We start from the raw sequence: 14,246 nt of genomic DNA, 5'->3' as shown, positions 1-14,246 counted from the left end.
GGGCTAGCGGCTGACTCGGACAGGGCGTGGGGCGATCCGCGCGGGCGGTCCGGCCCGCGGGGCGGCCGGGGTTCTGGCCGGGCGGGTGGTGCGCGGCGTGGCCGGGCCGGTGGCCTGGCGCCAGCGGCCGCGCACGGCATTGAGGTCGGCCAGCGCCCGCCGGCTGCCGGTGATCAGCTGGTGGGGGCTGTTGGCCAGATCGTCGGTAAAGGCAGCGATGCTGGCGGCGACGGTCTGCGCGCGGCTGAGCAGAGCACGCTCAAGGACCTTCTCGCCCCAGTGCTCGGGGGAGCCGACCGGCGTGGAGAGCAGTGCCAGCAGATCCGCGGGGGTGATCCCGTGTACGAGGAGGCCGCGGTGCTGGGCTTCCCAGAGCACGGTGACCGGGTCGAGCGGGTCGCCGCGATGGGCGAGCGCGGCCAGGCACTGCCACAGCGCCGCGTTGAGGGGGAGCGCGAAGTCCTCGGGCACGAGCCAGCGCATCTGGCTGGTCTCGGCGGGGTATGCGGTCGCGGTGGCGATCAGGAGGCGTTCCTCGTCGAGGGCTTCCTCGCTGGTGTCCCGGGCGGGTGCCGGCGGCAGCGCGGTGCGCGGCAGGGAGCTGGGGTGCGGGGTGAAGCGGCCGGAGAGGTCGTCCAGGAAGTGGGCGAGGGTGGCGGCCTGCTGGACGGTGGCCTTCGCGCGGTGCGGCAGGGCGATGTCCACCGCGGTCTGGGCCAGGCGCTCGGCGTGCAGGCGCAGGCTGCGGCGGGCGTGGTCGGCGCGGACCATCCGCGCGTACGTCGCCGCGTGCTGGGGCCAAGGGCAGACCTGGATGAGGCTATGCAGGTATGAGGCGGTCAGCCCGGGTGCGTGGGGGCGGGCCGCGTCCAGGACGGAGTTCAGCCAGACCGGGCTCGTACGGTGCTGTTCGGCCTCGGGTGCTGGCGCCGTACGCATGGCGCGGAACAGCTCGCTGTGGGCGGGGTGGGTGAAGTGGCCTGGCTCCAGCGGGCCGATCTCGTCGAGGCGGTGGGGGTCCAGGAGGAGGGCGCCGAGCAGGGATTGCTCGGCGTAGTGCACGGGAGGCGGTGGTGGAGTGTCGTTGAGGTCGTTGGTGTGGTCGGGGGTGGGGTGGGGCATCAGGCGGCCAGGGTGAAGTCGTCGGGGGTGAGGGTCTTGTCGAGGTGGGGGGCTAGCAGATGGGCGGCGAGTCGGGGTGGGACGGCGTTGCCGACCTGACTGAAGATCTGGCCCTTGTTGCCCTGCCAGGGATAGTCGGCGGGGAAGGTCTGCAGGATCCCGGCCTCGGCAGCGGTGATCCGGATCGGATCCGGGGCAGGGATAGTGCCCGGAGCTGCGGAGGTATTCGGTTCGGCCTGCCACACGCACTCGTTGGCCCGGTGGCCGAAGAACAGGGTCCCGGCGGGTTCGTCGAGGCTGCGGGTGGTGGCGTTGGTCTGGCTGTTGTTGCGCAGAGACCAGCGCCACGCTGTCACCGCCGTCCCTGTGGCAGGGTGTTCCACACTGTTGGTCTGCTTCTCCAGAGCATGTGCCGGAGGTGTGGCCGGGGATGCGGCGGGCGGGTGGGGCTTCCAGGTGCCGCGGTCGCGGGCGTCGCTGAGGGTTTTGCGGGAGCCGGAGGGGAAGGGCTCGGGCCCGCCACCGGGGCCGCCGCCGGCGCATACGGTGGGGACGGGGCGGTCGGTGGCGCCCCAGCCGAGGGCTTCGGCCATGGATACCCAGCGGGCGCGGCCCGGTCCGAACAGCGAGTCGGGCTCGGCGAGTTTGGCGTGGGTGGGCGGCGGCGGCTCGGCGGTACGCGTACGCGAGGCGAGGAGGATCGCCCGCCGCCTCGTCTGCGGCACGCCGTAGTCGGCCGCGTTCAGCACCCCTGTCCAGGCCGAGTACCCCCAGGTCCGCAGGATCGCGGCGTACTGGCGCCACAGCGGCAGCACATCGGGGACCTCTTCCATCGCCACCCATTCCGGCTGGCCGTGCTGGTGGAGGGCGTGCAGGTAGCGCATGGGTTCGGCGGCGAGCAGACTCCTCGGATCCCGGCAGGCGTCCAGGAGCTGTTTGCGGGTGTCGCGGCCCTGGGCGAGGTCGGCGACGGCCTGATGGACCAGGGGCTGGTCGACCAGGCCCAGGCGTTTGCCGGCCATCGACCATGCCTGGCACGGCGGGGACGCGATCAGCCCGGTGATCCGGCCGAGGAACGGCCATAGGGGATAGGTGGCGACATCCGTGCGGATCGTCAGTTGCCCGGCCGCGGCACGGGTTTTGCAGGCCCACTCGTCCCATTCCAGGCCCACGTCCCGTACGCCGAGCGCGGCCAGGGCCTGGCTCCACCCCCCGGGGCCGGCGAACAGGTCGAGTATCAAGAGGCCAGCTGGAAATCAGTCTGGACCGGCCCGACTTCACCGCGGCACGCCCACGGGGAGCAGCCGTCGACCACGCCGTCCTCCAGCTCCTGGACGTGAGCGTCACCGTCGCCGAGTTCCTGCTGCTGCGCGGCCCATTCGGTGGCGGTGACGTGGTCGATCGGTGCCTGGCCGAGAGGCACGCGCGAGCGGTGGAGGAACGCTTCGCCCAGCAGGCGGTTGCCGGTGGCGTTGGCTCGTGCATTCCCCTTCCGGATGGCGGCGTCGAAGGCGACTACGTCCTCCCACTCCTGCGGCGAGGTATCGCGGATGTGCCGCCACTGGGCGTTTCCGTGGAAGGGGCAGCCCAGGCAGCTCGATTTGGGTGTGTCCGCGAGGCCGAGCGAGGTCAGGTAGCGCGTGCAGTCGGACCGTGACCAGTTCATATCGATGAGCGGGTGCCGGTTGCGCATGTACTTGACGTCGGAGTCCTTGGCGCGGTGGAACTCATCCGTCGAAATGCCGACCCACTGCTCGACGAAGATGCTCCTGGGAATGCGCGTGGGATAGGGGTAACCGATGAGTTGGCGCACCTGCTTCTTCAAGGGCTTGATCTTGTACTCGCCCGTGCACTGGCGCCTGGTCATCCCGGGCTTGCCATCCTTGTTGAGGATGTACAGCGGCATGGAGGCGAACCTGTGCTCCGGATCGAGCGCGTCGTTGCGAATGTTTCCGGAGGAGACCCGGAGGACGGGAATGCCGGCGGGTTCTGCTATCTCCCGCTCCAGGCGGTCGAGATGCGAATACACGGCCGCGGGCTCCCAACCCGTGTCGGCGAAGATCGCGTAGTCGATTTTTGGGAGGACGCCTTCGGCGGAAAGGCAGAGCAGGGCCGTGCTCTGTACACCAGCGCCCAGGGAAAGTGCTGTGAATGCGGGCTGCGTCAAAAAGGTATTCCGATCAGGGGAGTTCAGGGATCTCATTACAGGAGGGGAGTTAACGTCTGCGTGCCGTGGCGGGCGGCGCGGCCGGGGGAGGCGGCAGGCCGATGGCGCGCCCGGGCGCCCGGAGTGGCGTCTGAGCGCGGCGGGCCTCATCGACAGCGCGGGCGTAGTGGGGCAGCAGGCGGTTCTGCAGACGCCACGCGGCGCGAACTGCCTCGGCGGGCACTGCGATGCAGGGAGGAGCAGGCACGCGGTCGGTGATCCCCTCGTGCAGGTCGTCGGGCACGAGGGGGCAGACCAGGACACGCCCGGCTCAATGGGCCAGGAGATACAGACGCCGTCCACCCGCTCCGGTCAGCACGGCGTCCGTAACGGGCTCGAACCGGGCGAGCGAGGGGCGTTCATCGAAGGGGGTCCAAACTCGGCCGGTGCGCTCGGCTCGCGCGCTCGGCCTGAGATGGTGCTTGATGTCAACGGACCAGTAGCCGGGCAGCCGAAGCGATAGTCGCGCAGCGAATTCGGCAAGAGATGCAGAGGGGATGCGCAGTCCTTTCGTCGTGTGAGCAGGCCAGTTCTCCATGTGTAAGGGGGGCTCACGGGATGGAGGTCAGGGGGGCAGCGCCGAAAGTGACCAGATCTATGCCCGCCGGCCCCGCAGGATGGCGGGGCGGGTCACCGCGATTTGGTCACCTTCTCCTGCCGTGGGGGCGCAATCGGTCGGTTGGGTTCATGACCGTCGCACTCTCTCGGTGGCCTGAAAGGCATTCCGAACTCACCGATAGAGCCAGGTCTTCCGCGATAGGCATCGGCTTGGTGGACTTCCCGAGCTGCTGTCCACTCATTTGTTGCGACGCGGCGTGTTCGGTCAGGTTGCGACGGTGATCGCGCCAAACAGAACAAGCGCGTTCGGGCTTAGCGGCCGGGGCTGATAGGCATGATGTCTGCCGCTCCTTGTGAGGGCGGAATTCCTACGTCCAGGGGGGACGATGAAACGATTCCTCAAAAACGCGCGTGCCTGCACAATGGCGCTGGCTGCCTCCGTGCTGGTCTGGCCGCTGGCGGCTCCGGTGGCGGCTCACGGCGTACCGCTCGACCAGCGGGTGGACACCTACGTCCTGCCCTACGGTGCCCACACGCCCTCCCTTGCGGAGCTGAAGAGCGGCCAGGGGCTGGCAGAGCTGCGCGCGTTAGCCGACGACGGTGACATGCAGGCGCGGCTCGCCAAGGAGACGGTGGGACCCGCGGCCTCGTTCGCTCCGCGTGCGCGGCGTGAGTCCGGGCATCCCGCACCCGTGGAGAGGCAAGGAGTGGCGGGGGCGGTGTCCCTGCCGGATCCGCCGCGCACGATGACCGCAGCGGAGTGTGTGGCAGGTCTGGGCACGACGAACAAGTTCTTCGTCAAGTCCCGTTACGCGGTCTGCTCGGGCGCGACGTTCAACCAGACTTGGCTTCAGCGCGGCAAGCCGGTTGGACAGAGTCACTTCAACGTCATCGTGATCGCGACGGTCCCATCCGTCAGCCGGGAGATCCAGCTCACCTACCAGTTCACCGACATGCTCTCCAGCGGGGAGACGGGGATCACGACCACCGGCATCGAGACCTCGGCGGCGATAGCCAAGAGCTGGCCTGCCAGTGTCCAGTACAGCTGGGGCGGCACACAGCTTCCGGTCACGAAGCCGTGGGTGGCCCTGCGTAGCAATGGCACCTTCAGTCAGACCGTGAATGCCTCGGCGGGGCAGGGCAACGGCGGGGCGGTGGACTTGATCAGCGCTATCTACCAGCCCTCCTTCAAGATCAAGCCTCCGCTGGCCTGGAAGCTGGACGGCGCCACCGGCGGGGAACCCTTCTGGCTCGCCCTGCGGTGGGACAAGGCGCCCTACCTCCCCAACTCGAACACCGGCGCAGCCAGCCTCGCTTACCAGACGCCCCTCGTGTACAGCGCGGCGGATAACGCGCCGGAACGCGGCGTGGCCCGGCACATAGAGAAGGCGTTCACCAACCCCGGCTCGACCGTGCCGCCGAGTGCCACCAAGAAGGTCCCGGGTCAAAACCCCGGCGACCCGCTGTCCCGGCTCTACAACGACACCAAGCGCAGGGAAGCGAACTACAACAAGTCCCGGTACAACTGCCTGAAGTACTTCGGCGACGACTACGCCAAGAACGGCGATGAGTGCGACGAGTACCCGTTCCAGAGCACCTATCAGGGAGCGGCCGCGGGCGACTACGACCCGCACCAGCTGAAGGACAACTTCAGCGTCATGCCCGTCCCCGGCACCGAGAACGGGGCTGGGGGGAATCTCCTGCTGGACTTCTACAACAAGAACCGGGTCATCGACGGTCCTGACGACGGCTTTTGGGTGCAGATCACGCACTGAGCACCACTGGTGACGGCCGGGGCCGGTGCGGCAGCGCACCGGCCCCGTGCGGTCATGCGGCGGGCCAGAACTGCGCCGTGTACCGCTCCACGTTGTGGGCCGCACGGCGCAGTGTCTCTGCGGCTACCGCGGAGCGGCCAGTGCACAGCAGACGCACCTGCCAGGTGGCCGGAGCCTGCGGGAGGTGTACGTCATCGGTGGCCGGCCCGCCGCTCGTGCCGTGCAGACGAAGCTGGCCCGAGACACAGTGGAGAGAGGCGGTATCGCGTTCATCCCAGTCGCCCTCGGGTTCGGACGGCGGGCCGTCCCACACCTCCACGGTGAAATGAGCCGTGTGCGTGTGACCGGCACTGCGGATGTCCAGACGGCCCGGAAACGGATTCAGGAACACGCCGGGGTCGTACTCGTCCGGGAAGGGGTGGGGCATCCAGCTGGTGTCACGGTCTTCGAGACAGATGCTGTAGTGCTCCACGTACACCGATAACTCCTGGCGCTTGATCATCGCGGCCATGCGTGTCCTCACAGTCAACTGATCCTGCCTGCCCAGCATCCTAGGGCGGCCTCACCGCTATCCAGGCGGAACACGTAGGCACCAAGGGGATGTGGCAGGTTGTGGTTCCGCGAGGGACGTCGGATGGCCAAGCAGCCGTGAGTAACCACCGGGGAGGGCTATGCGGCGGGGCCGTAGTGGGACTGTTTCGGGGCGGCCTTGGCGACGGCGCGGGCGGTGATGCCCTTGGACGCGCGGGCGGAGGCGGCGGACAGCTCGTCGGCGCCGGGTTCGAGATACCAGGGGCGCAGGTCGAGCATGGCGGCGCGCATGCCGGTGGCGAAGCAGAGCGCAGTGCCCTTGGGCAGGGCGCGGATCGCGTCGGCGGCCAGGATCCGCTCCTGCCGCATCGACACCGACGTGCTCTTCCCGGACTCGGACGTCGAGGTGGAGGTGGTCTCCACGTCGTGGTCGCCGATCAGGCGGGACAGCTTGTCGGCGAAGTCCGGGTCATCGATTCCGCTCCCGATCACCTTGATCGTAGAGGCGGACCACATGGCGTCCATGCCCGCGTCCGACCAGACTTTCTGACCCTGGCGGTAGCTCTGCAGGATCGTGATCGGGATGATCCCGCGGCTGCCGAGGTGGGAGTAGAGGTCTGGCAGGTCGCTGATCTTGCACACGTTGGCGGCCTCGTCGAGGATCGCGAGCATCGGCGGGTCCAGGCGTCCGCCGGCGCGCTCGGCCTGGGCGGTCGCGGCCCGCATCACCGAGTCCGCGCACGCGGCGATCAGGGCGCTGGTGCCGCCTCCGCCGTCCTTTGACAGCAGGTAGAGCGTGTCCTTCGAGGTGACGAAGTCGCCTGGCTTGAACTCCCGCACGTCCTTCTGCGGGGTTACCCAGCGGGCGATCTCGCTGTTGAGGAGGGCCGCGGCGTACTGCCTGGCGGTCTCGTAGATGCCGTCCCTCGTTTCGGGCGGACCTTCCACGGTGCCTCTGAGCTGGGCTGCGACGGCGGCGAAGTCGTGGTCGCGCAGGATGTCCAGCGGGGTCCGGTCGGCGGGGAAGGCGAGCCACTGCATGACGTCTGTGATGGGGCGCTCGTCGAGCGCGGCGGCGAGGAAGAGTTGGCTGAGGATGTTGCTGCCGGCCTTGGACCAGAAGTCGCCCTGCTGGCTCGCGTCCACGCTTGCGGCGAGGAAGTGCCCGGCCAACCGGCCGGCTCCGTCAAGGGTTTTGGCGTCGGCGAGGGGGTTCCACCACATCTCCCGGGCTGCATGAGCGATCTGTTGGGGGTCCATCGACCATGTTCGGCCGACGGCTGCTCGCGCGTCGATGCTGGTTGTGTAGGCGTCGCCCGCGGCTTTGTTGGAGGTGAGTAGGACCGGGCCGGGCGCGGAGAGGATGGAGGGGATCGCCAGCGATGTGGTCTTGCCGGAGCGGGGCGCCATGATGGCCACAGCGACGTCCTCGTACCCCATGCGCACCTCGTATTTGGTGCCTTGGAGGTTGCCGAGGAGGATGCCGGTGTCCTTGGCCTCAATGTGTTTGGCGTCCTTCAGGCTCGGGCGCAGGGAGCGGGCCTTGTCCGTGATGGCCTGGGACATCAGCGGTTCGATGTCCTTGCGCTGGGCCATCCCGGCGACGCGTTTCTTGCGCCCACCGCTGCCGCCCTTGTGGCGTTTGTAGAGGACGGCGGCGGTGATGCCCAGGACGAGCAGTGCGGCGCCGGGCAGGATGCGCGTGCCGAGCAGGAGGGACGTTTCTCCCAGGGTGGGCCACAGCTGATCGGGATGCAGCAGGGCCTGTACGGGCTGATAGGGGGCGCCGGGCCCGGAGTCGGTGGCCCAGACGGTGATCTGCCCGCCGAGCCAGGCGAGATTGGACAGGGGAACACCGACGGCGAGCACCCCGAGAAGGACCGTGAAGGCTATGTCGGTCGCGTCGGTCGATTTGGTGGAGGAGGGTTGGGGCAAGAGGGCGGTTCCAGAGGAAAGTTGGCCGTTGGAAGGTCAGCGGGCCCGGCGTGGCTTGGGCTCGCTCGGTGGGCCGGGCACCGTCGCTGGCGGAGGGGTGCGCCGCTTAGCGAGGGCGGTGGCGCGGCGTTCCAGCGCGAAGGCGGTCGAATTCATGACTGCCCAGGCGGCGGACGTCTTGGTGCAGCGCATGGCAGTCGGTCACTTCGGGGGCGGCGGCTCGCATCCGGGCGATGATGTGACGGATCTCGACGGGCCATGGCCCGAGTGCGTATCCCTCGATGAGGCCGGCGGTGGAGCGCAGGATGTTGCCCAGGGCCATGGGTACCCCGCCCTCCTCGTCGAGGACCTGGGCCAGGACCCTGCGGGCTTCGCCGAGTGACGAGGGCTGACGGAGATACTCGTCGACCTCGTCCAGGACGTGGAGTGCCTCGGCGATCTCGTCGGCGCTCGGTGCACGCCGGGCGGGGCTCATCGGCCGCTCGCTGGAGCGGTGTGGCCGGTGTTCTGGGCGTTCAGGCGCTGTACGTCCCAGTGCAGTACGTGCCAGTCCGTGACTTCCTGGGCGGCTTCACGGAAGGCTTCCAGGATCAGGCGGGTCTCGTCGGGCGGAGGGAACGCGGCCTGTTGGCCGACGAGGTGCTCGGTGCAGCGCAGGGCGTTGCCGAGCAGGATCGGGACGCCGTCGTCCTCGTCGAGCAGCGGCGCGAGCAGTGGCAGCGCGTCGGTGAGCGGGGGATGCGTGCGCAGGTACGCCGCGAGGTCGGCGAGGGTGCTCGTGGCCTGACGGATCTGGTCGGGGGTGGGGGCATCGGGGGTGAGGTGGGGCAAGTCGGGGTGCTTTCGGTTTGAGGCCGGGGATGGCTTGAGGGGTGGTCAGCGGCGGGCGCGGGCGCCTGCCTGGGCGTACGGGCCGGGAGTGGGCGTCTGGCGTCGGGGCCGGGTGGTGGCCCAGGAGTTGCGGGCCCAGGTGGCGGCGCGGGCGGCTCGGACGCGGGCCTGTTGCCAGGCGGACAGTTCCTCGGGCCGTACCGACACGGAGGTGGTGCGGATGCGGGTGGAGGGCGGCACATGTCCGCGCGGGCGCATGACCTGCTGCGGGTCGGCCAGCGCGGCGCTGAAGGCTTCGACGAGGTGCATCGGGGTGGAGAGGGTGAAGTGGGCGTCCCAGACCCGGCCGTGCTCGTTGCGGGCGCCGGCCCACCAGTGCGCCTCGCCGGGCTTGGACTGGTGGAACTGGAGCCAGGCGCCGCCGTCGGGGCTCATGGCGGTGACGTGCTGGCCCTGCTCGGTTGTCCAGCGCTGTTCTTGCAGGGGTGCCCACACGTTGGGGGCGTGTGCGGAGCGGGGGCGGGTGAGCGCGTCGGTGAATCCGGCGACGATCTCGACGGGCACCTGGCGGGTGAAGGTCGCGTGCCAGGCTTCCTGGCCGGGAGCGGCTTTCCCGGAGATCGTCCAGCCGCCGGGCTGGACGTGCGGGTCGTATCCGATGCGGATCGACTTGTCCGGACTGTCGAAGACCAGCGGCCCGCCGGTCTTGGACTTGTCATTCCAGCCGGAGGCGCGCAGGAACTCGCTGACGTAGCGGATGTCGCCGCCGCCGGCGAGGTAGCGGGGCTCGACCAGGTAGTGCTGTTCGGCTTGCTGGGCGTTGGGGCCCCAGCCGGTCCACTGCTGCTGTTTCACCGGCTCCTCCTGACGACCATGGCGGAGGCGACGGGCGTGGGCGGCAGGGTGCTCGCCGTGGTGGGCGGTGTCCCGAGCTGCTCGATGGCCTCGGCGTGCTCGTCAAGATCCATGCCGACGCTGTGGAGTTCGTTGGCGGCCCGGCCCATCGCGAGCCACACCACGGGCGGGAGCATCCCGCGGTGGGCCTGGCTCTGGGCGAACCGGGACCCGGTCTCCACCAGGTGGGTCACTCCGGTCAGGAGCCCGTTGTCGATGTCGAGGACCTCGCTGAGGATCTCGGCAGCCTGGCGCGGGGTCGCCTCGGTGAGGTACTCGTCCAGGACCCTCAAGCGCAAGGCGATGTCCTTGGCGAGGTGTGCAGGGGAGTTGGACGGGTCGGTCATGGGCCTCCTGGGGCGAGGGAGAGGGATGATCAGCTGCGTCGGCCGAGGCGGTGGGCTTCGCTGAGGACGGCTTCTGGCCGGGCGCCGGCCACAGGGATGGACCGTTCGCGGCTGCCGACAGCGACGGCGCGCAGGTAGCGGCGGAACAGGGCCGCGGCCAGGCGCGGATTTCTGCTGGTGGTGATGGGCGGGGGTGTGCGGTCGTGCGCGGGGATGGGGATCTCTCTCGGGTAGCGGGGCCGGCCCCCGGGGCGGGGGCCGGCCGGTGGACGGTTACGGGGAGCGGCGCGAGCGGTGGCGTCCTGCGGCAGGTGGCGCCGCAGCGGATGGGGGCGGCGACGGCCGTGCTGCGACGGCGGGCTTGCCCGGCGGTACCGCCGAAGACGGTGTCGATGGCGATGCGGTACCCGGAGCCGGTCCGCAGGGGAACGGCGCGGTCGGCCATCTCCTTCATGGCGATCTCCCCCCAGCGCTCGAGGACTTGATGCCATGCGTCGTTCTCTTCTGGCATGCAGTGGCGGTCGAGGCCGAGGCCATCGAGGAGCCCCAGGAGGTGTTCGGGGGCCCCGGTGCGGCTGTCGACGTAGACGGTGCCGTCGCGGTGGTAGATCAGCACGTCGACGTCGTGTTCGTCGGCGAGCGTCATGGGCGGGTGTTCCGGGGCGTTGTGGTTCACCGCCGGGCGGGGCGGGCGCGGCTCGGGGCGGTGGGCGCGGGCCGGGCCCTGGCCGAGGGTGCGGCGGTGGGGTGACGGTGGTTGCGTATGTCGGCGACCGCTTCCTGGTAGGCGGCGGGGTCGAAGAGGTCGTCGGGGATGTTGACCACGTATCCGGCCAGGAGCAGGGAGGGGATGGCCCGGGTGGCGGCCTGCTTTTGCTCGGCCTCGTCCAGGTGTTCGGGGACTTCGTGCCAGACGTAGACGGGTCCGGCGGTGGTCACGGTCTTGCGTTCCAGGCCGAGGGCGTCGAGCAGCGCGAGGAGCTGCTCGGGCGCACCGGTGGGGGTCTCGGCATAGATCGTGTCGGTCAGGGGCTTGCGGTAGATCTCGACATCGCTGCCGTAGTCGTCGGCTCTGTTGCCCACGGGCGAGCCTTCTCCCTATCTGTCGGGGCTATCGCCGTCGGGCAGGCGACTTGGACGGGGCCGTAACCGGGGCGGTCTCCAGGGCGGGCTTGGACTGCGGGAGCCGCACGCTGACGCCGATGCCGAGCCGGTCCAGCTGCGCTGCCGCGCGCTGGATGGCCTGGGCCTGTGCGGCGGTGTCCTTGCCGGACAGCACGAACACGTCCTGGTCCTGGTCGTAGACGCAGCCGTTGGCGGTGAGGATCTGGGCGGCATCAGGGCTTTCGGGCTTGGCGACGTGGAAGTCCCGGCCGGTCAGCGTGATCACCACCAGTTCCGGGGGCGCGGCCGGGGCGAGACGGGCAGCATGGTCGTGGACCTGGGCGAGCGCCTTGTCGTACCGGGGCAGCAGGCCGGTGGTGATATCGGCTGCGGCCTGGACCGGGTTGTCGGGGACGACGATGCCGTCGGGCTCTCGTACGGCGCGGAAGGCTTCCGCGGGGAGGCCGGGTGGGGCGATGGCGCCGACGAGGAACTCCTCGCCGCTGCGTGGGCGCGCGATGACGTACAGGCGGGCGCCGTCGTCGCGGGTGAGGACCGCGTCCTGGTCCAGGACGTGCTCGGCAATCGCGTGGGCGAGAAGGTTCATGTCCCAGACGTGTTCGGCGCGGGCGAACTGGTCGGGGTACTGCTCGTGTATCTGGTGCTCGCTGGTCCAGTTGCCGGGGAGTTCGTCGGCGAGGGCGATGGCGAAGGACGCGAGATCGGGGGCGGGGGTGTGGTCGTGCATGGGTTCCTCGGGGATGGGGATCAGCGCCGCCGTGCGGCGGGGGCCGGGAGAGCGGGCGGCGGGCTGGGCGTTGGGGTGGTCCGGAGCGGGGGCGGGCAGCCACAGACGGCGGAGGCTTCGCGCTCGTTCGGCCCGACCTCGGCGCTGCACACGCTCCGTTGCGGGTGCGGTTCGTGCCGGTCGGCCAGGTCGGTGCGTACGGCGGCCAGGTCGGCGCGGATGACGTCCAGGCGGCCTTCGGCGAGGTGGCGCAGCCGGGCGGCGGTGGCGATGTCGGCTGGCCCGCCGAGGCCCAGGTGGAACTCGGCCGTGGCCGTGAGGATCTCGTCGAGGGCGGCAAGGACGCCGTCGTGGGCGGCGGTGAGTTCGGTCAGCGCGTCCGCGACGTCCTCGGTGGTGGTCGCCTGCCGGATGCGTTCGGCCTGGTGAGCGACCAAGGCGCCGAGGGGGAGGTCGTGCGCCTCGCGCAGGTCGGTCTCGAACGCCGTGTCGCAGGCGACGTGGTACTGGACTGCGCGCAGCCGGGCCACGGCCCGGGTGGCGAGACGTTCCTCCTCAGCTTCGTCGAGGCCGGTGGGCAGCCGGTGGTAGTGCTCGTGCACGCGGACCACGGGGACGAAGCCGGTGCGCTCAAGGATGCTGTGCGCTTCCGGGTCGCCGCCGCGGGCGAGGACTTCGCCGGAATGCACGTCGCGTTGCAGGGTCAGGTAGCGGTCGGCAAGGGCCAAGGGCAGGACTTTCTGGGGGGTGTTCAGCGGGAGCGGCGCGCGGGCGCCGCGTGAGGTGCAGGCGGTGTGATGGGGACCAGGGCGGCACGCTGGCCTGCTCCGGGCAGATCCGCGGCGGTGGCTTCAAGGTCCTGCTGGATGCCGTGCAGGCGCCGGGCGATCCACTCCAGCCGGTGGGCCGCGCCGGGCCCGTAGGCGTGGGGCAGCTCCTCCAGCCGGTGGGCGGCCTGTTCGACCAGGCCGCGGACCGAGGCGATCGGGCCGTTGGTCTCATCCGCGAGCTGGCACATCAGCGTGGCGAGCTGGGCGGCGACGAATGACGGGGACTGGTCCGCCACCGCCCGTGACAGCAGCGGGCGTTGGGCCGACAGCTGCGCGGTCGGCGGGCGCCCGCCGTGGGGCTGGGCGGGCACCAGGTCGAGGTCGGCCTCGATGCGCCGGCACTCCACCATGAGCGTCCGGGCGAGCGGGTAGGGCTGGCGGGCCCAGGCGCCGTCGCTGCGGATGAGGTTGGCGATCACGTCGAGTCGGCCGGGGCGGGCCTGCAGCGCCACCCAGCGGCAGGCGTGCTCATTCCCGGCGGGTGCGAGACCGGCGACGCGGGTCAGACGCTGGGCGATCTCCGCCCACTCCGGCGGGTGCAGGTCCCGGTCGGCGGGGTGCAGCCGGATGGCCATGTGGAAGATCTCGGGATCGTTGGCGTTCGGCCCGGCGGCGTAAGGGTGGAGGCTCACCGGCGCGAGGAGGTAATCCTCCCAGTCGGCGAACATCCACTCCTCTATCCCGCCCGCGGCGACGCTGGAGTCCAGGGGCGCGCTGGCCACCACGAGATCCCCCAGCACGTCCTGTTCGGCGACCGGCCGGTCCAGCGCCGCCGACAGCGCGATGGAGGGGAAGAACTCCGCCTCGTGGATGTACGGGATCACCTGCCGCCCCGATCGGCGATGTGCACGACCTGGTTCTTGTCGGTGGTGAAGTACCAGGCGCAGTCGATCACATGGCCCGCGTCGGTGAACTTCGGGATCAGGTAGTCCTCCAGGGCGCGCAGGTAGATCAGGCAGTCGGGGCAGCGCCGCGAGAGGTGGACCAGGTAGCGGGGGTGGGCGGTGACGAAGGTCTGCCGCCCGCCGTTGGGGTCGCGCAGCCGCCACCCGTCCTCGTCGGTGGGTGTGTGCCAGGACGGGGTCACCACCGTCATGGCATCGCCCCACAGCTCCCCGCCGGCCACGCCCTTGAGGATGACGACCTGGTCGCCGGGCCGGAAGTGGCCATGGGGCATGTCCCTCTTGGGCGTGAGGATGTCGTCGGGAACGTAGGGCGGGCGAACAACTTCGGGCACGAGGGGTCCTTCCACGAACGGCACGGGGTGGCGGTGGAAGGACAATGGTCCGGACGATCCCCGGTTTCGCTAACCGGGGATCGTGGGGTATAAGGCATCCCTCGCCTGCCCCGACGTGCCCGCCGGCT

Annotated in this window: 15 protein-coding genes; 1 reads left to right on the top strand and 14 read right to left on the bottom strand. The window is 70.2% G+C overall.

Going from position 1 to position 14,246, the window contains the following annotated elements:
* Positions 1-3 precede the first annotated feature (3 nt).
* Genes BX283_RS09065 through BX283_RS09055 form a run of 3 tightly spaced genes read right to left on the bottom strand, consistent with a single transcriptional unit; the run spans position 4 to position 3,232 of the window.
* Positions 4-1,122 carry a DnaB-like helicase N-terminal domain-containing protein gene (locus BX283_RS09065; protein ID WP_101387120.1) on the bottom strand — a complete coding sequence of 373 codons (1,119 nt, stop codon included), beginning with the start codon at positions 1,120-1,122 and terminating at the stop codon, positions 4-6.
* Complete coding sequence (locus BX283_RS09060; protein ID WP_101387119.1) at positions 1,122-2,363, bottom strand: DNA cytosine methyltransferase; 1,242 nt, start codon at positions 2,361-2,363, stop codon at positions 1,122-1,124. Before BX283_RS09060 ends, BX283_RS09065 begins: the two co-directional genes overlap by 1 nt.
* Positions 2,360-3,232 (bottom strand): hypothetical protein, encoded by an 873-nt coding sequence (locus BX283_RS09055; RefSeq protein ID WP_101392237.1) that lies wholly within the window; start codon positions 3,230-3,232, stop codon positions 2,360-2,362. Before BX283_RS09055 ends, BX283_RS09060 begins: the two co-directional genes overlap by 4 nt.
* Before the next feature lie 1,040 nt (positions 3,233-4,272).
* On the opposite strand from BX283_RS09055, the gene BX283_RS41505 reads away from it, so the two are divergent.
* Positions 4,273-5,661: a hypothetical protein gene (locus BX283_RS41505; RefSeq protein ID WP_257582324.1), complete on the top strand. Its 1,389-nt coding sequence runs from the start codon at positions 4,273-4,275 to the stop codon at positions 5,659-5,661.
* A gap of 52 nt (positions 5,662-5,713) precedes the next feature.
* On the opposite strand, the gene BX283_RS09045 is transcribed toward BX283_RS41505, so the two are convergent.
* The 11 genes from BX283_RS09045 to BX283_RS08990 all read right to left on the bottom strand — a co-directional run bounded on the left by BX283_RS09045 (position 5,714) and on the right by BX283_RS08990 (position 14,058).
* Entirely contained in the window at positions 5,714-6,172 is a 459-nt protein-coding gene (locus BX283_RS09045; protein ID WP_143676413.1) for a hypothetical protein, read from the bottom strand.
* A gap of 158 nt (positions 6,173-6,330) precedes the next feature.
* Positions 6,331-8,127 (bottom strand): type IV secretory system conjugative DNA transfer family protein, encoded by a 1,797-nt coding sequence (locus tag BX283_RS09040; RefSeq protein ID WP_101387117.1) that lies wholly within the window; start codon positions 8,125-8,127, stop codon positions 6,331-6,333.
* A 106-nt stretch (positions 8,128-8,233) separates the two neighbouring features.
* Complete coding sequence (locus tag BX283_RS09035; protein ID WP_101387116.1) at positions 8,234-8,602, bottom strand: hypothetical protein; 369 nt, start codon at positions 8,600-8,602, stop codon at positions 8,234-8,236.
* Positions 8,599-8,958 (bottom strand): hypothetical protein, encoded by a 360-nt coding sequence (locus tag BX283_RS09030; RefSeq protein ID WP_101387115.1) that lies wholly within the window; start codon positions 8,956-8,958, stop codon positions 8,599-8,601. Before BX283_RS09030 ends, BX283_RS09035 begins: the two co-directional genes overlap by 4 nt.
* A 45-nt stretch (positions 8,959-9,003) precedes the next feature.
* Positions 9,004-9,813 carry a DUF317 domain-containing protein gene (locus BX283_RS09025; protein WP_101387114.1) on the bottom strand — a complete coding sequence of 270 codons (810 nt, stop codon included), beginning with the start codon at positions 9,811-9,813 and terminating at the stop codon, positions 9,004-9,006.
* On the bottom strand, positions 9,810-10,199 hold the full coding sequence (locus BX283_RS09020) for a hypothetical protein (protein WP_101387113.1): 390 nt from the start codon (positions 10,197-10,199) through the stop codon (positions 9,810-9,812). The genes BX283_RS09025 and BX283_RS09020 overlap by 4 nt, the downstream gene beginning before the upstream one ends.
* Before the next feature lie 672 nt (positions 10,200-10,871).
* Positions 10,872-11,282 (bottom strand): hypothetical protein, encoded by a 411-nt coding sequence (locus BX283_RS09010; RefSeq protein WP_101387112.1) that lies wholly within the window; start codon positions 11,280-11,282, stop codon positions 10,872-10,874.
* Between the two features lie 28 nt (positions 11,283-11,310).
* Positions 11,311-12,051, bottom strand: coding sequence for a hypothetical protein (locus BX283_RS09005; RefSeq protein ID WP_101387111.1), 741 nt, complete (start codon positions 12,049-12,051; stop codon positions 11,311-11,313).
* 20 nt (positions 12,052-12,071) lie between these two features.
* A complete protein-coding gene (locus tag BX283_RS09000) occupies positions 12,072-12,779 on the bottom strand; it encodes a hypothetical protein (RefSeq protein ID WP_101387110.1) in 708 nt (235 codons plus the stop codon).
* Between the two features lie 23 nt (positions 12,780-12,802).
* Positions 12,803-13,705, bottom strand: a complete 903-nt coding sequence (locus tag BX283_RS08995) for a hypothetical protein (protein ID WP_101387109.1) — start codon at positions 13,703-13,705, stop codon at positions 12,803-12,805.
* On the bottom strand, positions 13,702-14,058 hold the full coding sequence (locus BX283_RS08990; RefSeq protein WP_257584273.1) for a hypothetical protein: 357 nt from the start codon (positions 14,056-14,058) through the stop codon (positions 13,702-13,704). Before BX283_RS08990 ends, BX283_RS08995 begins: the two co-directional genes overlap by 4 nt.
* Positions 14,059-14,246 lie beyond the last annotated feature (188 nt).

Origin of the sequence: Streptomyces sp. TLI_146 (assembly GCF_002846415.1) — a bacterium.
Lineage (GTDB): Bacteria > Actinomycetota > Actinomycetes > Streptomycetales > Streptomycetaceae > Streptomyces.
This window is presented reverse-complemented; position numbering and strand designations above follow the sequence as displayed.